Origin of the sequence: Halomonas garicola, assembly GCF_031935715.1 — a bacterium.
GTDB classification, from domain to species: domain Bacteria; phylum Pseudomonadota; class Gammaproteobacteria; order Pseudomonadales; family Halomonadaceae; genus Vreelandella; species Vreelandella garicola.
Genome location: NZ_JASSZF010000003.1, coordinates 78,775 through 98,633 on the forward strand (window position 1 = coordinate 78,775; position 19,859 = coordinate 98,633).

The 19,859-nt window shown below is 64.1% G+C and carries 18 protein-coding genes; 8 read left to right on the forward strand and 10 right to left on the reverse strand.

Annotation, left to right across the window (positions count from 1 at the left end):
- The first annotated feature begins 19 nt into the window (after positions 1–19).
- Together RS027_RS02160 and RS027_RS02165 are read left to right on the forward strand one after the other, a co-directional pair.
- A complete protein-coding gene (locus RS027_RS02160) occupies positions 20–940 on the forward strand; it encodes a LysR family transcriptional regulator (protein WP_311953315.1) in 921 nt (306 codons plus the stop codon).
- Positions 937–2,187: a dicarboxylate/amino acid:cation symporter gene (locus RS027_RS02165; RefSeq protein ID WP_311953320.1), complete on the forward strand. Its 1,251-nt coding sequence runs from the start codon at positions 937–939 to the stop codon at positions 2,185–2,187. Before RS027_RS02160 ends, RS027_RS02165 begins: the two co-directional genes overlap by 4 nt.
- On the opposite strand, the gene RS027_RS02170 is transcribed toward RS027_RS02165, so the two are convergent.
- Positions 2,184–3,395, reverse strand: coding sequence for a methyltransferase (locus tag RS027_RS02170; protein ID WP_311953322.1), 1,212 nt, complete (start codon positions 3,393–3,395; stop codon positions 2,184–2,186). The two genes, RS027_RS02165 and RS027_RS02170, sit on opposite strands and share 4 nt — an antisense overlap.
- A 99-nt stretch (positions 3,396–3,494) precedes the next feature.
- Here RS027_RS02170 and RS027_RS02175 point away from each other — a divergent pair, with 99 nt between their 5' ends.
- Positions 3,495–4,814 (forward strand): hypothetical protein, encoded by a 1,320-nt coding sequence (locus RS027_RS02175; protein WP_311953325.1) that lies wholly within the window; start codon positions 3,495–3,497, stop codon positions 4,812–4,814.
- A 30-nt stretch (positions 4,815–4,844) separates the two neighbouring features.
- Here the strand turns inward: RS027_RS02175 and RS027_RS02180 are convergent, their stop codons facing one another.
- Complete coding sequence (locus RS027_RS02180; protein ID WP_311953327.1) at positions 4,845–5,360, reverse strand: zinc ribbon-containing protein; 516 nt, start codon at positions 5,358–5,360, stop codon at positions 4,845–4,847.
- A 199-nt stretch (positions 5,361–5,559) separates the two neighbouring features.
- Here RS027_RS02180 and leuS point away from each other — a divergent pair, with 199 nt between their 5' ends.
- The 5 genes from leuS (at position 5,560) to RS027_RS02205 (ending at position 11,363) form a co-directional block, all read left to right on the forward strand.
- On the forward strand, positions 5,560–8,169 hold the full coding sequence (gene leuS, locus RS027_RS02185; protein WP_311953330.1) for a leucine--tRNA ligase: 2,610 nt from the start codon (positions 5,560–5,562) through the stop codon (positions 8,167–8,169).
- A complete protein-coding gene (locus tag RS027_RS02190; RefSeq protein ID WP_311953333.1) occupies positions 8,166–8,660 on the forward strand; it encodes an LPS-assembly lipoprotein LptE in 495 nt (164 codons plus the stop codon). The genes leuS and RS027_RS02190 overlap by 4 nt, the downstream gene beginning before the upstream one ends.
- A complete protein-coding gene (gene holA, locus RS027_RS02195) occupies positions 8,657–9,715 on the forward strand; it encodes a DNA polymerase III subunit delta (RefSeq protein ID WP_311953337.1) in 1,059 nt (352 codons plus the stop codon). Before RS027_RS02190 ends, holA begins: the two co-directional genes overlap by 4 nt.
- A 201-nt stretch (positions 9,716–9,916) precedes the next feature.
- Positions 9,917–10,303 carry a PA2779 family protein gene (locus RS027_RS02200; protein ID WP_311953342.1) on the forward strand — a complete coding sequence of 129 codons (387 nt, stop codon included), beginning with the start codon at positions 9,917–9,919 and terminating at the stop codon, positions 10,301–10,303.
- Positions 10,281–11,363: a PA2778 family cysteine peptidase gene (locus RS027_RS02205; RefSeq protein ID WP_311953345.1), complete on the forward strand. Its 1,083-nt coding sequence runs from the start codon at positions 10,281–10,283 to the stop codon at positions 11,361–11,363. The genes RS027_RS02200 and RS027_RS02205 overlap by 23 nt, the downstream gene beginning before the upstream one ends.
- Positions 11,364–11,508: 145 nt before the next feature.
- On the opposite strand, the gene nqrM is transcribed toward RS027_RS02205, so the two are convergent.
- From nqrM to RS027_RS02245, 8 genes are all read right to left on the reverse strand, one after another.
- Positions 11,509–11,766 carry a (Na+)-NQR maturation NqrM gene (nqrM, locus tag RS027_RS02210; protein WP_311953348.1) on the reverse strand — a complete coding sequence of 86 codons (258 nt, stop codon included), beginning with the start codon at positions 11,764–11,766 and terminating at the stop codon, positions 11,509–11,511.
- Positions 11,767–11,960: 194 nt separating this feature from the next.
- The gene (gene nqrF, locus RS027_RS02215) at positions 11,961–13,193 is read right to left on the reverse strand and encodes an NADH:ubiquinone reductase (Na(+)-transporting) subunit F (protein WP_311953351.1); all 1,233 of its coding nucleotides are present in this window, start codon (positions 13,191–13,193) and stop codon (positions 11,961–11,963) included.
- 72 nt (positions 13,194–13,265) lie between these two features.
- A complete protein-coding gene (gene nqrE / locus RS027_RS02220; RefSeq protein ID WP_311953354.1) occupies positions 13,266–13,883 on the reverse strand; it encodes an NADH:ubiquinone reductase (Na(+)-transporting) subunit E in 618 nt (205 codons plus the stop codon).
- 1 nt (position 13,884) lies between these two features.
- Positions 13,885–14,553, reverse strand: coding sequence for an NADH:ubiquinone reductase (Na(+)-transporting) subunit D (locus tag RS027_RS02225; RefSeq protein ID WP_311953357.1), 669 nt, complete (start codon positions 14,551–14,553; stop codon positions 13,885–13,887).
- A 2-nt stretch (positions 14,554–14,555) separates the two neighbouring features.
- Positions 14,556–15,365: a Na(+)-translocating NADH-quinone reductase subunit C gene (locus RS027_RS02230; protein ID WP_311953359.1), complete on the reverse strand. Its 810-nt coding sequence runs from the start codon at positions 15,363–15,365 to the stop codon at positions 14,556–14,558.
- The gene (locus RS027_RS02235) at positions 15,365–16,588 is read right to left on the reverse strand and encodes an NADH:ubiquinone reductase (Na(+)-transporting) subunit B (RefSeq protein WP_311953361.1); all 1,224 of its coding nucleotides are present in this window, start codon (positions 16,586–16,588) and stop codon (positions 15,365–15,367) included. Before RS027_RS02235 ends, RS027_RS02230 begins: the two co-directional genes overlap by 1 nt.
- Positions 16,589–16,590: 2 nt before the next feature.
- On the reverse strand, positions 16,591–17,943 hold the full coding sequence (locus RS027_RS02240) for a Na(+)-translocating NADH-quinone reductase subunit A (RefSeq protein WP_311953363.1): 1,353 nt from the start codon (positions 17,941–17,943) through the stop codon (positions 16,591–16,593).
- Between the two features lie 275 nt (positions 17,944–18,218).
- On the reverse strand, positions 18,219–19,682 hold the full coding sequence (locus RS027_RS02245; RefSeq protein ID WP_311953365.1) for a glyceraldehyde-3-phosphate dehydrogenase: 1,464 nt from the start codon (positions 19,680–19,682) through the stop codon (positions 18,219–18,221).
- Positions 19,683–19,859: the final 177 nt, after the last annotated feature.

The window sequence follows — 19,859 nt, forward strand, 5'->3', positions numbered from 1 at the left end:
ATTCCTTAAAGGAATAGTGATGGACACCCAGAGCCTGCAGGCCTTTATCGCCGTGGCCGACTGCCAGAGCTTTTCCCGGGCGGCGGAGCGGCTCCACCTGACTCAGCCGGCCATCAGCAAGCGCATCGCGGGGCTCGAAGACCAGCTGGGCACGCGCCTTTTCGACCGCATCGGCCGACGCATCGCGCTGACCGAAGCGGGCCGGCTGCTGCTGCCCCGGGCGCAGGGCATTCTGCTGGCGGTGGACGACAGCCGCCGGGCGCTGGCCAATCTCAGCGGCCGGGTCGGCGGGCGGCTGAGCCTGGCCACCAGCCATCACATCGGCCTGCACCGCCTGCCGCCGCTGCTCAAGCGCTATACCCGGCGTCACCCCGACGTGGCGCTTAACCTTGAGTTTCTCGACTCCGAGCAGGCCTACCGCGACGTGCTGGACGGCCGCCTGGAAATCGCCGTGGTCACGCTCGCACCCGAGCCCCACGAGCAGCTTGACGTGGTACCGGTCTGGGTGGATCGCATGTGCTTTGTCTGCGCCGCGGATCACCCGCTGCGCCACGCCGCGTCGCTGACGCTTGGCGAGCTGTGCCACCATGCAAGCGTGCTGCCCGGTCCGCTGACCTTTACCCGGGCGCTGCTTGGCCGGCGCCTTCAGCGCGAAGGGCTTACCCTGGAAGCGGGCATGTCGACCAACTATCTGGAAACCCTGAAAATGATGTGTAGCGTAGGATTAGGGTGGAGCCTTTTGCCCGAGAGCATGGTCGACAATGATCTGGTCGAGCTGGACGTTGCCACCCCGCCGCTTCACCGGCCGCTTGGCTACCTGGTGCACCACAATCGCACGCTATCCAACGCCGCGCGCCGCATGATCGAAGAGCTCGAGCAGGCGCGCGACATCGACGCCGGCGACCGGGCAACGTTTACCGAGCAGGAAATCACGCCATGACCTTGACGAAGCCACCCCTCTGGAAAACCTACCGCGACACTCCGCTGGTGCTGAAGATGGCGGCGGGCTTTTTACTGGGCATTGCCGCCGCGCTGATCTTTCGCGACCAGGCCACCCTGGTCAAGCCGCTGGGCACGCTGCTGATCCACCTGCTGAGCCTGCTCGCCATTCCGGTGATTTTTCTCACCGTGGTGCTGGCCGTCAGCCAGATGAACCTGCCCCAGCTGGGCAAGATGGGCGGCAAGCTGCTGCTCTACTACCTGACCACCACTGCCCTTGCCGTGCTGATCGGGGTGTCGCTGGCGCTTTTTTTCAACCCAGGCAGCGGCCTGTCGCTTCCCGACACCTCGGTGGACAAGCCCGACATCCCGCACTTTTCCGACATTCTGCTGCAGATCGTGCCGCGCAACCTCTTTGCCGCCTTCACCTCCGGAAATCTGATGGCCATTCTGTTCATCGCCATCATCATCGGCATGGCCGTGTCCACCATGCGCTTCTCCCGGGAAGAGGCCACGCGCGAGCACGGCATGCGGGTCGAGCGCTTGTTCACCGCCCTGAACGAAATGTTCTACCGCATCCTGAACGGCATTCTGCTGTACGCGCCCATCGGCGTCTTTGCCATCAGCGCCTCCACCTTCGGCAACCAGGGGCTGGAGACGCTGAAATCGCTTTTGTACTTCACCGGCGTGTTTTACCTGGGGCTGGTCATTCTCTGGAGCGTGGTCTACACCGGCTTTCTGAGCCTGTCGAAACACTCGGTCGGGGCCTTTTTCAAAAACATTCGCGAAGCCTTCACCACGGCGTTTTTTACCTCCAGCAGCATCGCTACTCTGCCCATTGCCATCAAGGCGGCGAAAAAGGCCGGGGTATCGGAAACAACCGCCAACTTTACCCTGCCCCTGGGCGCCATCTTCAACTCCGACGGCGGCGCGCTGCGCATGGGGGTATCGCTGGTGTTTGCCGCCAATATCACCGGGCTTGATCTGGCGTTTTCCAACTTTGTGGTCATCGTGGTGATCGGCACCCTGCTCTCGGTGGGCACCGCCGGGGTCCCCGCCGCCGGGCTTGTCACGCTCTCCGCGGTGCTCGGCATGTTCGGCCTGCCCCTGGAGGTGGTGGCGCTGATCGCCGGCGTCGATGCGCTGATCGGCATGGGCGGCACCGCGCTCAATGTGACCGGCGATATCGTCGGCGCGGCGGTGGTCGACGAGGCCACCCCCGACGCCCAGAAGGAAATGGCCTCTTAGGCCAGCTTGGCGGGGCGCGCCTGCAGCACGACGTTGCGCGGCGTCAGCGCCCGGGAGCAAAAGGTAGCAAGGGTCGCGTCAAAGCCGGCCTCCTGCATAAATATCAGCCGATCGAGCAGCAGCCACACTTCCAGCGGCCGACGAAAGGCATGGCGCACAAGCTCGAGGCGCTCGACCTGCCCCAACCGTTCCCTGCCGGCCGCTTCCCAGTCGCGCCGGGAGAGAGTGGCCGGCGGCAACGTAAGCCCTTTTTGCGCCGCGGCCCAGCGGCAAAAGCCGACGAAGTCAGCCGGCATCCGGCCGTAGGCCAGGCTCGGCACCGGTAGATACTCATCCACGCCGCGCACCTCCCGCTGGAGCAGGTCAAACCCCAGCCGCCAGGCGCTAGCCCGCTCGCGCTGACGGCTGACGCTGGACGGCGCGGTGACGGTTTCCCGGACGGCAAGGGCCAGGTCATCGCGCGCAAGCGCCAGTCCGCTTGCGGCCGCGAGCCGCTGCCCCAGCGTGGAAAGCGGCCGATAACGCTCCGCCGCGGTGCGCTGATAGCAGCACGGCGCCAGCGTCAGCGCCACGCCCTTCTGCGCGGCCTGGCGAAGCAGCGCCGCGTGCAGGTCGCCGCAGGCGTGCAGCGCCACGGCGTGCGCCCCGGGTTCAAGCCAGCGGCCGGCATCCCTTGCCAGCACGTCCTGCTCCGCCAGGGTGACCGCCGCCCCTTGCTTTTGCGCCAGGCGCTGACCCTGCTCGCACAGCGCCGGCTGCCACTCGAGGCCGGTTACCGCTCGCCCGTACAGGCGGCTCAGCGTGCGCGCCAGGTGCCCTTTCCCCGCGCACCATTCCACCAGCGGTCCGGAAGCGTCGGGCACGCAGCGCACAAAGGCCTGCAGCTGGCGCCACTTGCGCCCGCCGATATGATCGCTCCAGACGTTGGGCAGCGCGGCGTCCTCGGCCTGCCCGGCGCGATGCGCCGGCAGCCGGGAGAGCGCCCGAAGCTCAGCCACGGGCAGCCAGGGGTCAAGTTCCCCGGCCGCCAGCGGGTCGTCTTCCACGCGCTCAGCGGCGTCGGCGTCAAGCGCCAGCAGGGTTCGGTGCAGCGCCGGGTAGCTCGCCGCCCAGGGCAGGCGGCGGTGGGCAAACGGCAGCGGGCCCCACAGCGGCTGCCACGCGGCCAGCACTTTGGTCAGGCGCTGAAAGCGCTCGGCATGATTCATGGCAGGCCTTCTCTCCGTGCGGGTAAGTCAATGATGGGGCGCGCTGGCTTTTCCCCGGCGTTGCCGTTAGCCTGCCGGAAATTTTCCGGGAAAACGGCTATGCACGAAAGTTCCCCCCGGCAGCGCATCGCGGGCGGGCTGATTCTGCTTGCGCTGCTGCTGCAGATCGCCGGCTTCAACGGCGCGATCAGCACCACCTACGCGGTCAGCTACGGGCTGTGGCTCGCCGTGGTGCTGCTGTGGCGCGACATTCCCACGCGCTCCCGCCGCCAGGCCGCCGTGCTCATCGTCCTGGGGGTCGCCATGCTGCTGGCCGCAAGGCTGGGCTACGGCGCCCGGGTGTACTGGCCGGGCATTATCACCCGCAACGCCTTCGTGGTGGTGATGCTTGTCGGGGTAAGCTTTATTGCGCTGATCGGCAGCCAGGGCAACCGCGGCGCGCCGGGCAAGCGCGTCACCGGCACCGGCGGCGTGCTGCGCAGCTGGGCCGGGGTGCACTTTCTCGGCACCATCCTGAACCTTTCGGCGGTCTTTATGGTAGGCGACCGGCTCTCCCGCCGGGAACCTCTGTCCACGCCCCAGCTGCTGGCGCTCAACCGGGGGCTTTCCAGCGCGGCGCTGTGGTCGCCGTTTTTTGCCTCCATGGGGGTGATGATCGCGCTGACCCCCGACATGCAGTACGGCTACGTGGCGCTGGCGGGCTTTCCGCTGGCCATGTGCGCGGGGCTTTTCACCGCGCTGGAGCTTAGCCGACGCTTTGACCTTGACGACGTTGAGGGCTTTTCGCTGGCGCCCAAAAGCCTGCTGATGCCCCTTTGCATGGCGGCACTGGTGATGCTGTTTCACTTCTGGCTGACGCCCAGGCTCTCCATTGTCAGCATCATCACCTTTCTGCTGCCCTCGGTGGCGCTCGCCGCCAACCTGCCCAAGGGGCCGCGCTATACCGGCTACCGGATCTATCAGCACGCCATGACAAGGCTACCGGCCATGCGCGGGGAAATTTCGCTGTTTCTTGCCGCAGGGCTGTTCACCCTGGGGCTTTCCACCCTGGTGGACGCCGCCACCCAGGAAGAGTGGACGCTGTTTGCCCGCTTCGGCATGCCCCAGGCCATGGCGAGCTTTGTGGTCATCGTGCTCAGCGCGATGATCGGCCTGCACCCGATCATCGGCGTCTCAACCCTGGCCTCGATCCTGACGCTCGAGGGCAACGCCCAGACGCTGTACGCCTTTGTCGGGCTGGCCGCCTGGGGCGTGGGCACCGCGGTGGGGCCGCTTTCCGGCATCAACCTTTCGCTGCAGGGCCGCTACGGCATCAGCGGCTACCGGATGATGAAACACAACCTGGGCTATGCCGGCGTCATGAGTCTGCTCGTTCTCATCGCCATTGCCGGGATTGCCCTGCTGCTGGGGCAGACCTGACCCGCTCCCCTTCAGCGCGGCGGACGCCGCTCAGCCCTTGCGGGTAGCGGTCAGGCGCATGAAGTAGCGGCTGCCGCACTGATGGCAGGGCTCCAGCAGCTGGACGCGATCCATGATCACCTCGGCGTCGCAGTGGGTGCAGGCCATTTTGCCGGGAGCGGCCATTTCGCCTTCGCAGTAGTCGGCCCGGGCGGCTTCCAGGTCCTCGTTGAAGCGCTCGCGTTCAACCACGCTGCGATCGGCAATGGACAAAAGCGACTCGCTCACTCGGCGCGACAGGTGGTCAAGGTCAATGCCCAGCCACTCGGCTACCTGGCGGCCGGAGTTGCCCAGATAGCTGCGCATGTCGCGCAGGTCGCGCTCGACCCAGACGCGCAGCAGCGCAAGCTCGTCCTTGGTGTATTCGGCAAGCTCGCTTTCAAACTCGACGGCGTCGTCCAGCTCCTTTTCCAGGCTCGCCCGGTCAAGCTCGCCGGAGCCGCCTTTCACCCGCTCCAACAGGCGCTCGTAGCCTTCGCGCAGACGGCTTTCGTTGTGCTTATCCATAACGTTCTCCTTTGTTTCAATCCGGCTTGCCGGGCGTATTCGCCACGCCTTGGGGCGGGCGCGGGCGCTTTGTTGTGCTTGCCGTTCAAGGTTACCCCTTCATAGGATACAATCGAGTCAAGGTTCCAGCATTCGACTTTTATCATTCACTCTCGGCCCGGCCCCGCCGGGCGAGCAGCCCAAGGCATAACATAACCCGATGGACGCACATTACCGCCCCAGCGAAATTGAACGCGACGCCCAGCAGTACTGGCACAAGCATCAGTGTTTCAAGGCCGTCGAGGACGCCAGCCGCGAAAAATTCTACTGCCTGTCGATGTTTCCCTACCCCAGCGGCAAGCTGCACATGGGGCACGTGCGCAACTACACCATCGGCGATGTGGTGTCGCGCTTTCAACGCATGCAGGGCAAAAACGTTCTCCAGCCCATGGGCTGGGACGCCTTCGGCATGCCCGCGGAAAACGCCGCCATCCAGAACCAGGTGCCGCCGGCCCAGTGGACCTACGATAATATCGACTACATGCGCCGCCAGCTCAAGGCGCTGGGCTTTGCCTACGACTGGGACCGCGAGTTTGCCACCTGCGACAGCGACTACTACCGCTGGGAGCAGTGGTTTTTCACCAAGCTGGTGGAAAAGGGCCTGGTTTACAAGAAGATGTCCACGGTCAACTGGGACCCGGTGGACCAGACGGTGCTGGCCAACGAGCAGGTCATCGACGGCTGCGGCTGGCGCTCCGGCGCGCCGGTGGAGCGCCGGGAAATCCCCCTGTGGTTCTTGAAGATCACCGACTATGCCGACGAGCTGTTGGCCGACCTTGAAGAGGTCGAATGGCCCGAGCAGGTCAAGACCATGCAGCGCAACTGGATCAGCAAGTCGCGCGGGGTCGAGCTTTCCTTCGCCGTCAACGATTCGGCCGGCGGCGAGTGCGAGCCGCTTTCGGTCTACACCACCCGCCCCGACACCCTGCTGGGCGTGACCTACGTCGCCGTGGCCGCCGACCACCCGCTGGCCAAAAGTGCTGCCGAGCATAGTTCTGAGCATGGCTCCGAGCTTGCCGCCTTCCGCGAAGAATGCGCCAGAGGCGGCACTTCGGAAGCGGACATGGCCACCCGGGATAAAAAAGGCCTGGCCACCGGCCACACCGCCATTCACCCGCTCACGGGCAAGAAAGTGCCCGTCTACGCGGCCAACTTCGTGCTCATGGAGTTCGGCACCGGCGCAGTCATGGCCGTGCCCGCCCACGACCAGCGCGACTGGGAGTTCGCCACCGCCTACGGTCTGCCGATCTCCCCGGTCATCGCCGATGCCGACGGCAACACGCCGGACCTGACCCAGGGCGCCTACGTCGAGCACGGCACCCTGATCAACTCCGGCGAGTTTGACGGCCTGGACTTCGACGCCGCCTTCAAGGCTATTGCCCAGGCGCTTGCCGAGCAGGGCCGCGGCGAGGTCAAGACCCAGTACCGCCTGCGCGACTGGGGCATCGCCCGCCAGCGCTACTGGGGCGCGCCGATCCCGGTGAAGTACGGCCCCGACGGCCAGACCGTGCCGCTCACCGACGACGAGCTGCCGGTCAAGCTGCCCATGGAAGTGACCGTCGACGCCTCGGGCTCGCCGCTGAAGAAGATGCCCGAGTTCTCCGAGCTGGGCGACGGCTGGGTCCGCGAAACCGACACCTTCGACACCTTCATGGAGTCGTCCTGGTACTACGCGCGCTTCTGCTGCGCCGACAACCATGATGCCATGCTCGACGAACGCGCCAACTACTGGCTGCCGGTGGATCTCTACATCGGCGGCATCGAGCACGCTATCCTCCACCTGCTCTACGCGCGCTTCTTCCACAAGCTCATGCGCGACTTCGGCATGGTGGACTCCGACGAGCCCTTCCAGCAGCTTTTGACCCAGGGCATGGTCATCGCCGAAACCTACTACCGCCCCGCCGAAAACGGCGGCAAGCAGTGGTTCAACCCGGCCGACGTCGAGGTCAAACGCGACGACAAGGGCCGCGCGGTCAGCGCGATGCTGCCCGAAGACGGCCAGCCGGTGACGGCCGGCGGCATCGAAAAAATGTCCAAGTCGAAAAATAACGGCGTTGACCCGCAGTCGATGATCGACAAGTTCGGCGCCGACACCGTACGCCTGTTCATGATGTTCGCCGCCCCGCCCGATCAGTCGCTCGAGTGGTCGGATGCCGGCGTCGAAGGCGCTCACCGCTTTTTAAAGCGCCTCTGGCGCCAGGTGCACGAGCACCTGCAGGCGGGCACGCCGGCAGCGCTGGCCGACGTTACCCTGACCGAGGCGCAACAAGAGCTTCGCCGCAAGACCCACGAGACGATCAAGAAAGCCAGCGACGACATCGGCCGGCGCACCACCTTCAACACCGCCATTGCCGCGGTCATGGAGCTGTCCAACGCCCTGGGGCGCTTTACCCACGATACCGACAGCGCCGACCCGGACAACCTTGCCGTGGTCCGGGAGGCGGTGGAAACCTGCGCGCTGCTGCTCGCGCCCATCACGCCCCACCTGTGCCACGCGCTCTGGCAGCAGCTGGGCCACGACCAACCGGTGATCGACGCGAGCTGGCCGGCGCTTGACGAAGGCGCCCTGGCCCGGGATAGCATCGAGCTGGTGGTCCAGGTCAACGGCAAGCTGCGCGCCCGCCTCAACGCCCCGGCGGATGCCGACAAGGAGACCGTGGAGGCCCTGGCCATGGAAGACGACAACGTCAAGCGCCACCTTGACGGCAAGACCGTGCGCAAGGTCATCGTGGTGCCCGGCAAGCTGGTCAACATCGTGGTGGGCCAATGAAGCGCCGGACGTTTCTGAGCGCCGCCGCGGGCGCATCCGCCGCCCTGCTGCTGGAGGGCTGCGGCTTTCACCTGCGCGGCCGCGCAAGCCTGCCGACGCTTCCCACCCTGGCCCTTGAGGGCGACACCCAAAGCGAGCTCGGCCAGGCGCTGACCCAGCTGTTGCAGGCCCGCGGCAGCGGCGTCAGCGACTCAGCGCCCTGGCGGCTGACGCTCAGCGGAGTCGACATGCACAGCCGGCGGCTGGGCGGCACGGACCGCGGCAGCCGCGAACACCGGTTTACCCTTGAGGCCCGGGTATCGCTGCAGCAGCGCGACGACCAGGCCTACGTATGGAACCGCGAATCGTTCAGTTCCGAGCTCAGTCAGCGCGTCAACGATGACGACCTGCTCAACCGCGACGTGCTGATCGACGAGGCCCGCCAGCAGCTAGCCGAGCAGCTGGCCGAACGCATTACCGAGCGCCTGGCAAGCGTCGAGGCGTTCAAGTGAAGGTATTTGCCGATCAGCTGCCCGGGGCGCTGGCCAAACGGCTGCCCCAGGCGGTGATCGTCGCCGGTGACGAGCCGTTGCAGCATCGCGATGCCTGCGACGCGGTGCGGGCAGCGGCGCGCAAGGACGGCGTGGAAGAGCGCGAAGTCCTCGACGTGGAGCCCAACTTTGCCTGGGGCCGGCTGCACGAGGTAGCCGGCAACCTGTCGCTGTTTGCCACGCGCAAGCTGATCGAGGTGCGCCTGGGGCGGCATAAGCTTGGCCAGGACGGCGCCAGGGCGCTCGCCGAGTACGCCAAGGGGCTTGGCCACAGCGACGACGTCCTGCTGCTCAGCGCGGGCAAGCTCGACGCCCGGCAGCAAAAAAGCGCCTGGTTCAAGGCGCTGGACAAACACGGCCTGTTCGTCCCGGTGTGGCCGGTGGACGTCTCGCGGCTGGGGTTCTGGCTGCGCGACCGGGCGCGGCTTCACGGTCTCCAGCTCGAGCTCGATGCCGCGCGCCTTCTCGGCGAGCGCACCGAGGGCAACCTGCTGGCGGCGGACCAGGAGCTGCAAAAGCTTGCCCTGGTGCTGCCGGCCAACGCCCGAGTGAGCACGGAAAGCATCGCCCAGGGAGTTGAGGACAGCACGCGCTTTGACGTTTTCAACCTGGTCGATGCCTGTCTGAAAGGCGAAACGGCTCGCGCTTCGCGAATCGTCTACGGGCTCAAAAACGAAGGGGTCGAAGCGCCCATCGTGCTCTGGGCGCTGGGCCGGGAAATGCGCACGCTGCTTTCCCTGCATCAGCATCTGGAGCAGGGGCAAAGCTTTGAGCACGCCTGCAAGGCGCAAAAGCCGATGATCTTCGAGCGCCGCCGGCCGGCGTACCAAAACGCCGTCCGGCGCTTGCCCATGCGCCGGCTGCACAAGCTGTTGCTCATGGCCCAGCGGCTGGATCTGGCCGTCAAGGGCGCCTCCCCGGTACCGCTGTGGCAGGGCCTTCACGACCTGGCAATGACGCTTGCCGGCGGCCGCGGGCTGCTGGCGGAAACCGCCTGGACCTACCGGGTACAGTAACCGCCGCGCGCGAGGTTACCCCAAGATACAAACCTTGCGCTTTAATGCACACGCCGGCCTTAAATACGCGGGGATTTCTTTCTATACTGTGTGCGATGCATCCAGCGCTCGTTTTATCGCCAAGCCGGCCTCAGCCGATTTGGCGATAGTTCGCCTGTGCCAACCCCAATAACCAACGCTACTCAACAAGGGAACATGACCATGCCTTACCTCCGCCGTTACGTCGCCATGCTGCTGATTGCCGTGCTGGCGCTTGGCAGCCTGCCCGTGGCCGCCGCCCAGACCGCCGGTCTAGTCTCGACGCAGTCGGCGCTACAGGCCGACACCGCCGCCAGCGATCGCGAGCGCATCAACGACGTTCTCGCCCGCGCCGACGTACAGGACCAGCTGCTGGCCCAGGGCGTCAGCGTTGACCAGGTCAAGGACCGCGTGGCCGCGCTGAGCGATGCCGAAGCCCGCGAGATGGCCGACCGCCTCGACGCCATGCCCGCCGGTGCCGGCGTGGTCGGCGCCCTGTTTGCCGTCTTCATTATTCTGCTGGTCACTGACATTCTCGGCCTGACCAATGTCTTCCCGTTTACTCGCTAAGCGCCAGGCGCCCCGGCGCCCCCTGCAAAACGCCCGCCCCGCGGGCGTTTTGCTTTGCGCCACCCTGCTCGCCCTTTTTCTGAGCGGCTGCGCGACGAGCCCCGCGCTGAAAGACAGCACCTATCGGCTGCCCGAGCACGTCGAGCTCGTCAACGTGCCCTTCTTTCCCCAGGAAAAGTACCAGTGCGGCCCGGCGGCGCTGGCCACGGTGCTCAACTATTCCCCGGCCACCCCCTCCTCAGCAAAGCGCTCGCCGGCGGGCCAAGCCGGAACCGACAGGGCCTGGACCGTCTCGCCCGCGGCAAAGGCCAGGCTTGCCCGGGGCAGCGAACGGGATACCGACATCACCGCCGACAGCCTGGTCTCCCAGGTGTTCATCCCCGGGCGGGACGGCAGCGTGCAGCCGGAAATGCTGGCCGCGGCGCGGCGCCACCGGCGTCTCGCCTTTCCCATACGCCCGACGTTCGATGCGCTGCTTGGCCACGTCGCCGCGGGCGATCCGGTCGTGGTCATGCAAAACCTGTCGCTGCCCGCCTTTCCCATGTGGCACTACGCCGTGGTCATCGGCTACGACCTGGCTGAGGAGTCGCTGATCCTGCGAAGCGGCGAAACCCGGCGACAGATCACTTCGTTTAGCCGCTTCGACGCGACCTGGGCACGCAGCCAGCGCTGGGGCTTTGTGCTGGCCAAGCCGGGGCGCATCCCCGAAGGCGTCACGTCCCGGCGCGCAGTGGACGGCGTCAGCGCCTTTGAGGCGCTGCACGGCACCCGGGCCGCGCTTTCCAGCTGGCAGGCGCTGACTCAGGCCCAGCCGGATAACGCCATGGCCCACTTCGCTCTGGGCAACGCCCTCTACGAGCAGGAAAAGCCGGAAAAAGCCGTGCAGGCGTTCAGCCGCGCCGTCGCCGCCGATGACACCCTGGGCGTTGCCTGGCTGAATCTGGGGCTTTTGCACGCCGAGCAGGAACAAACGGCAAAAGCGCGCCGCGCGCTGGAAAAAGCCGCCGCACTACCGGGCCAGTGGCAGCCTCAGGCCCACCGCGCGCTGGACACGCTCTAACGCTTACGGCCGGTCTTGAGTCGAGGCCATGTTCTACACAACATGTTCTACACACACAGTGTCAGAAATAGAGGCGCCCATAAGAAAAGCCTGCACCGGATTAGCGGTGCAGGCTTTTTCATCGCGTCATTGTGACAGATGCCGCTCAGCGGGCGATATCGTAGCCCAGATCCGCCCCGCGGCTGACATCGCTCTGGCGGCGGGCGCTGATGCCCTGACGCTTGCGGTTTTCTTCTTCGCAGACGTCATCCTTGCCGCCACAGATGTCGCAGCCCTCTTTCAGCCCCAGCTGGTTCAAGCCGCCGCAGGAGCCGGCGATGGGCTTGCGTCCCATCAGCACGCCAACGGCCATGGCCGTCATGACCAGCAGCATGAAGCCCAGTGCAAGTAGCCAAATCGTCATACGTTACCTCCCGTGCGGCGTAAGCGCAGGTTTGCGCCGGCCGCTTGCCTCGTTGAATAGAACGTCGCCCTTTACCCCCATTATCGTAATGATCGGCGGCAAACACAAAGGGAAAACCGGCGCCCGCGAAACACAACGGGGCCAGCCACACCGGCCAGCCCCGCAAGCGTTACCCTCATACCGTCGCGCCGGCCCTAACCGCCGAAATCGTCCAGCATGATGTTTTCCGGCTCGACGCCGAGATCCAGCAGCAGCTTGATCACCGAGGCGTTCATCATCGGCGGGCCGCACATGTAGTACTCGCAGTCCTCGGGCGCCGGGTGGTCCTTCAGGTAATTTTCGTAAAGCACGTTGTGGATGAAGCCCGTGGGGCCGTCCCAGTTGTCTTCGTCCTGAGGATCAGAAAGCGCCAGGTGCCATTCAAAGTTGTCGTGCTCTTCTTCCAGCTGATCGTACTCTTCGTTGTAGAAGGTCTCGCGCCAGGAGCGCGCGCCGTACCAGAAGCTGATCTTGCGCTTGGTATCCAGGCGCTTGAGCTGGTCGAAGATATGGCTGCGCATGGGCGCCATGCCCGCGCCGCCGCCGACAAAGACCATCTCCGCGTCGGTATCCTTGGCGAAGAACTCGCCGAAGGGGCCCATGACCGTCACCGTATCGCCGGGCTTCATGTTGAACACGTAGGTCGACATCAAACCGGGCGGATGGCTCGTGCCCGGGGGCGGCGTAGCGATGCGGACGTTGAACTTGAGGATGCCCTTCTCTTCCGGGTAGTTGGCCATGGAATAGGCGCGGATGATTTCCTCGTTGTTCTTGTGGGAGACGTCGAAGAGGCTGAACTTCTTCCAGTCGCCCTGGTAGTCCTCGTCGATATCGAAGTCGGAGAACTTGATGTCATAAGGCGGCGCCACCAGCTGCACGTAGCCGCCGGCGCGGAAGTCCACGTTTTCGCCTTCGGGAAGCTTGAGGTTGAGCTCCTTGATGAAGGTGGCCACGTTGTGGTTGTCGAGCACCTCGCACTCCCACTTCTTCACGCCGAAGACTTCTTCGGGCACCTCGATCTTCATATCCTGCTTCACCGGCACCTGGCAGGACAGCCGCCAGCCCTGCTTTTTCTCGCGCATGGTGAAGTGGGATTCTTCCGTGGGCAAAATCGAGCCGCCGCCTTCTTCCACGCGGCACTTGCACTGGGCGCAGGAGCCGCCGCCGCCGCAGGCGGACGACAGGAAAATGCCGTTGGCCGCCAGGGTATTGAGGAGCTTGCCGCCGGCCTGGGTGGTCAGCGTGCTCTCGGGGTCGCCGTTGACTTCGATGGTCACGTCCCCGCTGCTCACGAGTCTGCTGCGGGCTGCCAGGATGATCGCCGTCAGACTGAGGACGATGACCGTGAACATGACAACACCGAGCAAGATGATGGATGTATCAACCATGTCGGTTTCCTATTGCTGAAGGTTGTTCCGATTCCGGCGGCGGCCAGAGCGCGCCGCCGGAAAAACGCTGCGTCAGAGCTGAATGCCCGAAAAGGACATGAAACCCAGCGACATCAGACCTACCGTGAGGAAGGTAATCCCCAGCCCCTGGAGGCCCGCCGGCACGTCGCTGTACTTCAGCTTTTCACGGATCCCGGCAAGCGCGGCGATGGCCAGCGCCCAGCCCATGCCCGCGCCGAAGCCGTAAACCACGGACTCGCCGAAATTATAGCTGCGCTCGACCATGAACAGCACGCCGCCAAGGATGGCGCAGTTGACGGTGATCAGCGGCAGAAACACGCCCAGGGCGTTGTAGAGCGCGGGCACGTACTTGTCCAAAAACATTTCCATGATCTGCACAAGCGCGGCAATCACGCCGATATAGCTCAAAAGCCCAAGGAAGGACAGGTCGATGTTTTCGGCCCCGGAAATCCCCGTCCAGGTCAGCGCCCCTTCCTGTAGCAGATAGGTGTAGACCAGGTTGTTGACCGGCACGGTCACCGACAGCACCACAATCACCGCCACGCCCAGGCCCAGCGCCGACGACACTTTCTTGGACACGGCAAGGAAGGTACACATGCCGAGGAAGAAGGCCAGCGCCATGTTCTCGACGAAAATCGATTTCGCCAAAAGGCTCAGATAGTGTTCCATGTTACACGGCCTCCTTCGGCTGAGTGTTTTCCTTCATCTGGAATTCGTTTTCCTCGACCTGCTCAGGATCAATGGAGCGCATGGCCCAGATCATCAGGCCGATGACGAAGAACGCCGACGGCGGCAGCAGCAAAAGGCCGTTACCCACGTACCAGCCGCCGTCCTGGACGGTCTGCAGCACGGTAAAGCCAAAGACGCTGCCCGAACCGAGAAGCTCGCGGACAAAGCCTACCGTCATCAGCACAAAGCCGTATCCCAGGCCGTTGCCCACGCCGTCGAGGAACGAAAGTCCCGGCGAGTTGGACATGGCGAAGCCTTCGGCGCGGCCCATGACGATGCAGTTGGTGATAATCAGGCCGACGAACACCGACAGCTGCTTGGACATCTCGTAGGCGTAGGCCTTGAGGATCTGGTCCACCACGATCACCAGCGAGGCGATGATGGTCATCTGCACGATGATGCGGATCGACGAAGGGATGTGGTTGCGAATCAGCGAGACGAAAAAGCTGGACAGCGAGGTCACGAAAATGACCGCCAGGGTCATGACCAGCGATACGCCCATGCTGGTGGTCACCGCCAGCGCCGAGCAAATACCCAGTATCTGCAGGGCGATGGGGTTATTCTGGAAAATCGGCGTCGTCAGGACGCCCTTGGGAGTGACGTCTGCCATGATCAGGCTCCTTCAGATTCGGGTACAACATCGGCATTTTGTGCCTGCGCCGGGCTGACACCGCTGCGGAACCGGGTCAGGTAAGTGCCGAAGCCTTCCGGGCTCAGCCAGAACTGAAGCATATTGGTCACGCCGTTACTGGTGAGCGTCGCGCCGGACAGCGCATCCACCTCGTTCTCGCCGCTGGCACTTTTGGACAGGTGGATCTGCGGTGACAGGTTGCCCTCGTCATCGTAGATTTTCTTGCCTTCCCAGAGTGCCTGCCAGCGAGGGTTGTTGACTTCGGCACCCAGACCCGGAGTTTCCCCGTGTTCGTAGTAGGTGATACTGACGATGGTGTTGCCGTCGCCCTCAACCGACAGGAAACCGCGCATCAGTCCCCAGAGGCCCTGCCCGCGAATGGGCAGCACGATCTGGTCGGGATCGTCGGGATCGCCCACCAGGTAGACCGTGGCGTATTCTTCCACCCGGGAAAGCCCGGCAATGTCCTCGGGGCCGGAGAGCGTACGGCCCGTAGCCGGGTCGCTTGCCGCCTCGAAGCTGTCGAAGGTGTCGGGGTCGAACTCGTCGGTGTATTCACCGGTTTCCATGTTCACGACCCGGGCGCTCATGCGATCGCCAAAGACCTCTTCCACGTCCATGCCCGGCTCGTAGAGATTGGCCACGTTGAGGATGTTGGTCTTGCGGTCCAGCTCCTGGTTGAGCTGCTGCTGCGGGCGCAGCGCTACCGCCGCCGTGGACACGATTACGGAGCAGACGATACATAGCGCAAACGCCACGATCAGCGTCTTTTTGATCGAATTGTTACCCATCAGGCTGTCTCCTCGGCCGGCACGCCAACGCGCTTGACGCGGCGCTTGATGTTGGCCTGGACAAAGAAGTGGTCAATAAGCGGGGCAAACAGGTTGGCAAACAGAATCGCCAGCATGATGCCTTCGGGGAAGGCCGGGTTAACCACGCGGATCAGCACGGTCATGAACCCGATCAGCACGCCGAACAGCAGACGCCCGGGGTTGGTCATCGACGCCGATACCGGGTCGGTTGCCATGAACACCGTACCGAAGGCAAACCCGCCCACGACCAGATGCCAGTACCAGGGCATGGCAAACATGGCGTTGGTGTCCGAGCCGATCATATTGAACAGCGTGCTGGTGGCGACCATTCCCAGCAGCACACCCAACATGATGCGCCAGGAAGCGATCTTCGTCCACAGCAGCACAATGGCGCCGAGCAGAATAGCAAAGGTAGAGACCTCGCCCACCGAGCCGGGGAGAAAGCCCCAGAAGGCGTCCCACCAGCTAAAGCTTGACGTCACCTGGCTCATGCCGTCCTGAAACGCCATGGACAGCGGCGTCGCCCCGGTATAGCCGTCGGCGGCGACCCAGATGGCGTCGCCGGAAATCTGCGCGGGGTAGGCAAAGTAAAGAAAGGCACGGCCGGTCAGCGCCGGGTTAAGGAAGTTCTTGCCGGTACCGCCAAACACCTCCTTGCCGATCACCACGCCGAAGGTAATGCCCAGCGCCACCTGCCACAGCGGGATCGTTGCCGGCAGGATCAGCGCGTAAAGCACCGAGGTCACAAAGAAGCCCTCGTTGACTTCGTGGCCGCGCTTGATAGCAAACAGCACTTCCCAGAAGCCGCCGACGATAAAGGTCGCCAGGTAAATGGGCACGAAGTAGGTGGCGCCCAGCACGAAGTTGGCCCACAGGCTGTCGGGATTATGCCCCGAGGCCAGCACCATCATCAGCGCTTCGCGCCAGCCGTTCATCGACTCGTAGCCGGCCTGGATGGCGCCGTTGGCCTGCCAGCCCGCGTTCCACATGCCAAAGAGCATGGCCGGGAAGGTGCACAGCCACACGGTGATCATGATGCGCTTGAGGTCGATGCCGTCGCGCACGTGGGCGGTGGTCTTGGTGACGTTCGGCGGCGAGTAGAGCATCGTGTCTATCGCTTCATAAAGCGGATAGAACTTTTCGTACCTGCCACCCTTGTCAAAATGCGGCTCGAGACTGTCGAGCGTTTGTCGGATACCCATCGTCAGGCCTCTTTCTCGATCATGGTGAGATTGTCACGCAGGATGGGGCCATACTCGTACTTGCCGGGGCAGACGTACGTGCAAAGCGCCAGATCCTCTTCGTCCAGCTCCAGACACCCAAGCTGCATGGCAGCTTCGATGTCACCCACGATCAGCGAGCGCAAAAGCTGAGTCGACATGATGTCCAGCGGCATGATCTTTTCATAGGCGCCCACGGGCACCATGGCACGTTCCGAGCCGTTGGTCGACGTCGTCGGGGCGTAGCGGTCAAGCCCAGTCAGCTTGGAAAGATAGATGCCCATCACCGAGTGGCGGTTGCTGCCCGGCGACAGCCAGCCCATGAAATTACGCTTGTTGCCCTCTTCAAGCAGGCTGAACTGGTTGTGAAACCGTCCGGCGTAGCTCAGCTTGCCTTCGGCGGCAAAGCCCGAGAACACCGCGCCGGAAATGACGCGGGTGTCGTCGGGCTTGACGACCTCACCGGCCAAAAGCTCATCGGTGCTCGCGCCGATACGGGTGCGCAGCAGGCGCGGCGACTCGGCCCGGGGGCCGGCGACCGCCATGACGCGGCTGACGTCAAGCTTGCCTTCGGTAAATAGCCGGCCCATGGCGATCACGTCCTGGTAGCCGATGTGCCAAACCTTACGGTGCAGGGCAACGGGCGACAGGTAATGAATGTGCGTACCGACCAGCCCGGCCGGATGCGGCCCGGTGAAGGCTTCCCGGGTAACGCCGTCCACGTCGTCGCCGGGAATCGCGCTTTCCTCGCCGGTGCACAGGTAAACCTTGCCTTCGGTCAGGCGGGCAAGCACCTTGAGGCCGTCTTCAAACGCCTCGGGCGCTTCGTTGACGATCACCGCCGGATCCGGGCTCAGCGGCTGGGTATCCACGGCGGTGACGAAGATGTCGGCGGGCTTGCTGTCAAGCGCCGGCGTCCGGGAATAGGGGCGCGTGCGCAGCGCGGTCCACAGGCCGGACGCCACCAGCTGATCGACCACCGCCTGGCGCTCCAGGCGGGAAAGCGCGCCGCGCTCGTGGGCCGTGAAGGAGACCGTTTCCTCTTCTCCCTCGTCGACCTGGATCACCACAGACAGCAAACGACGCTTTTCGCCGCGGTTGATCGCGACGACTTCACCGGCTGCGGGTGCGGTAAAACGAACCCCCGCCGTTTTCTTGTCGGTGAAGAGCAGTTGGCCCAGTTTGACCTTCTCCCCCACCTGTACCTCCATGGTCGGCTTCATGCCGACATAGTCAGGTCCCAGGATCGCCACGTGTCGCACCGGCTGCGCCGCGTCAATGCGCGGTTCCGGCGCCCCCGTGATGGGGAGATCCAGGCCTTTCTTGACTTCGATCATAGTCTCGCCCAGTTGATGGATCGGATATACGAAGATAAGGGGTTCGAAAATATTCGAATGTCTTGGTATCCGCTCAGTTATTACCAGTCGGGCCCGAGACGCGCTCGAACCACCCCAAAAATCCACCGTATTATAAAGATAAGCGCGGCCAATGACCACATCCATCCGGCCTCCCATAGGTGGTAGGGTCCCGCGCTAGCCGCCCTCCGACCAACGCAAAACGCCACCCGAAGGTGGCGTTTTCGCAGGCATGACGGCGGCTCTTGGAGGCGCGATCAGCCGGCTTCGTGGGGCAGCTTGAGGAAGTTGACGTGGGACACGTGCTGCAGCAGGCGAATGACCTGGCAGCTGTAGCCGAACTCGTTGTCGTACCACACATACATCACGGCGTGGTTGTCGTCGGCGATGGTGGCCTTGGCGTCCACAATGCCCGCCTTGCGGTTGCCGACAAAGTCCGACGAGACCACTTCGGCGGAGTCGACGAAGTCGATCTGCTTCTGGTAGGCCGAGTGGATCGACATGTCGCGCAGATAGTCGTTGAGCGACTCGGCATCAGCGCCCTTTTCCAGGGTCAGGTTGAGAATCGCCATGGAGACGTTGGGCGTGGGCACGCGGATGGCGTTGCCGGTAAGCTTACCTTCAAGCTCGGGCAGCGCCTTGGCTACGGCCTTGGCCGCGCCGGTTTCAGTAAGCACCATGTTAAGCGCGGCGCTGCGCCCGCGGCGGTCGCCCTTGTGGTAGTTATCGATCAGGTTCTGGTCGTTGGTGTAGGCGTGCACGGTTTCCACGTGGCCGGTGGTGACGCCGTACTCGTCGTTGATCACCTTGAGCACCGGCACAATGGCGTTGGTGGTGCACGACGCCGCCGAGAGAATGTGATCGTCTTCCTGGATGTCGTCGTGGTTGATGCCGTAGACGATGTTCTTGATCTCGCCCTTGCCCGGCGCGGTGAGAATCGCCTTCGCTGCGCCCTTGCACTCCAGGTGCTGGCCCAGGCCTTCCTCGTCGCGCCAGATGCCGGTGTTATCCACGATCACCGCGTTGTTGATGCCGTAGTCGGTGTAGTCGATGTCGCTCGGGGAATCGGCGTAGATCATCTGGATGACGTTGCCGTTGACGGTCAGCGTGCGCGCCTCGGCGTCGACGTCGATGGTGCCTTCAAAGGGGCCGTGCACAGAGTCCCGGCGCAAAAGGCTCGCGCGCTTTTCCAGGTCCTTGGCCACATCGCCGCGGCCGCGCACCACAATGGCGCGCAGGCGCAGCAGGTTGCCGCCGCCGGCCTTTTCGATCATTACCCGGGTCAACAGCCGGCCGATCCGGCCAAAGCCGTAGAGCACCACGTCCTGGGGCTCGCCGGTGCTTGCGCCCGGCTGGTAGGCGTCGACAATTTCGTGCAGCTCCTTGCGCAGGTAGGCCTCCACGTCGCCGCCGCCCTGGCGCTTGAAGTTCACCGCCAGCTTGCCCACGTCGACGTGTGCCGGGCCCAGATTCAGCTCGCTCATCGCCCGGACGATGGGAAAGGTGTCTTCCACGGTTAGCTCGGTGCCTTCGATTTTGCGCACGAAGCGGTGATCTTTCAAAATACGGATCACCGACTGCTTGATCAGCGAGCGGCCGAACATGGTGGCTACGACGTTGTTTTGGCGGTACAGGCGCCCCACCAGCGGAATCATCTGTTCGGCCAGGGCTTCGCTGCTCTGCCATTCCCGGAAAACGTTATCAAGCATGGGCTGACTCACGTGCGACCTCTTTGGGTAATAGAAGGAAGTTCGTGCGGGTATTATCCCGACCTGCCGAGGGTATCGCAATCACAGGATGGTCGCAGCGCCTGTAAACCGGTTACACCGCGCCCGTTATCTCCCCGAAACACGGATCATCGACGCCGGGTGGCCATGCTCGCCCGGCGGATCGTGTAT

Coding starts and splice junctions, on each gene's coding strand:
- RS027_RS02160 (WP_311953315.1), top strand. CDS start 20: ATGGACACCCAGAGCCTGCAGGCCTTTATCGCCGTGGCCGACTGCCAG.
- RS027_RS02165 (WP_311953320.1), top strand. CDS start 937: ATGACCTTGACGAAGCCACCCCTCTGGAAAACCTACCGCGACACTCCG.
- RS027_RS02170 (WP_311953322.1), bottom strand. CDS start 3,395: ATGAATCATGCCGAGCGCTTTCAGCGCCTGACCAAAGTGCTGGCCGCG.
- RS027_RS02175 (WP_311953325.1), top strand. CDS start 3,495: ATGCACGAAAGTTCCCCCCGGCAGCGCATCGCGGGCGGGCTGATTCTG.
- RS027_RS02180 (WP_311953327.1), bottom strand. CDS start 5,360: ATGGATAAGCACAACGAAAGCCGTCTGCGCGAAGGCTACGAGCGCCTG.
- leuS (WP_311953330.1), top strand. CDS start 5,560: ATGGACGCACATTACCGCCCCAGCGAAATTGAACGCGACGCCCAGCAG.
- RS027_RS02190 (WP_311953333.1), top strand. CDS start 8,166: ATGAAGCGCCGGACGTTTCTGAGCGCCGCCGCGGGCGCATCCGCCGCC.
- RS027_RS02200 (WP_311953342.1), top strand. CDS start 9,917: ATGCCTTACCTCCGCCGTTACGTCGCCATGCTGCTGATTGCCGTGCTG.
- RS027_RS02205 (WP_311953345.1), top strand. CDS start 10,281: ATGTCTTCCCGTTTACTCGCTAAGCGCCAGGCGCCCCGGCGCCCCCTG.
- nqrM (WP_311953348.1), bottom strand. CDS start 11,766: ATGACGATTTGGCTACTTGCACTGGGCTTCATGCTGCTGGTCATGACG.
- nqrF (WP_311953351.1), bottom strand. CDS start 13,193: ATGGTTGATACATCCATCATCTTGCTCGGTGTTGTCATGTTCACGGTC.
- nqrE (WP_311953354.1), bottom strand. CDS start 13,883: ATGGAACACTATCTGAGCCTTTTGGCGAAATCGATTTTCGTCGAGAAC.
- RS027_RS02225 (WP_311953357.1), bottom strand. CDS start 14,553: ATGGCAGACGTCACTCCCAAGGGCGTCCTGACGACGCCGATTTTCCAG.
- RS027_RS02230 (WP_311953359.1), bottom strand. CDS start 15,365: ATGGGTAACAATTCGATCAAAAAGACGCTGATCGTGGCGTTTGCGCTA.
- RS027_RS02235 (WP_311953361.1), bottom strand. CDS start 16,588: ATGGGTATCCGACAAACGCTCGACAGTCTCGAGCCGCATTTTGACAAG.
- RS027_RS02240 (WP_311953363.1), bottom strand. CDS start 17,943: ATGATCGAAGTCAAGAAAGGCCTGGATCTCCCCATCACGGGGGCGCCG.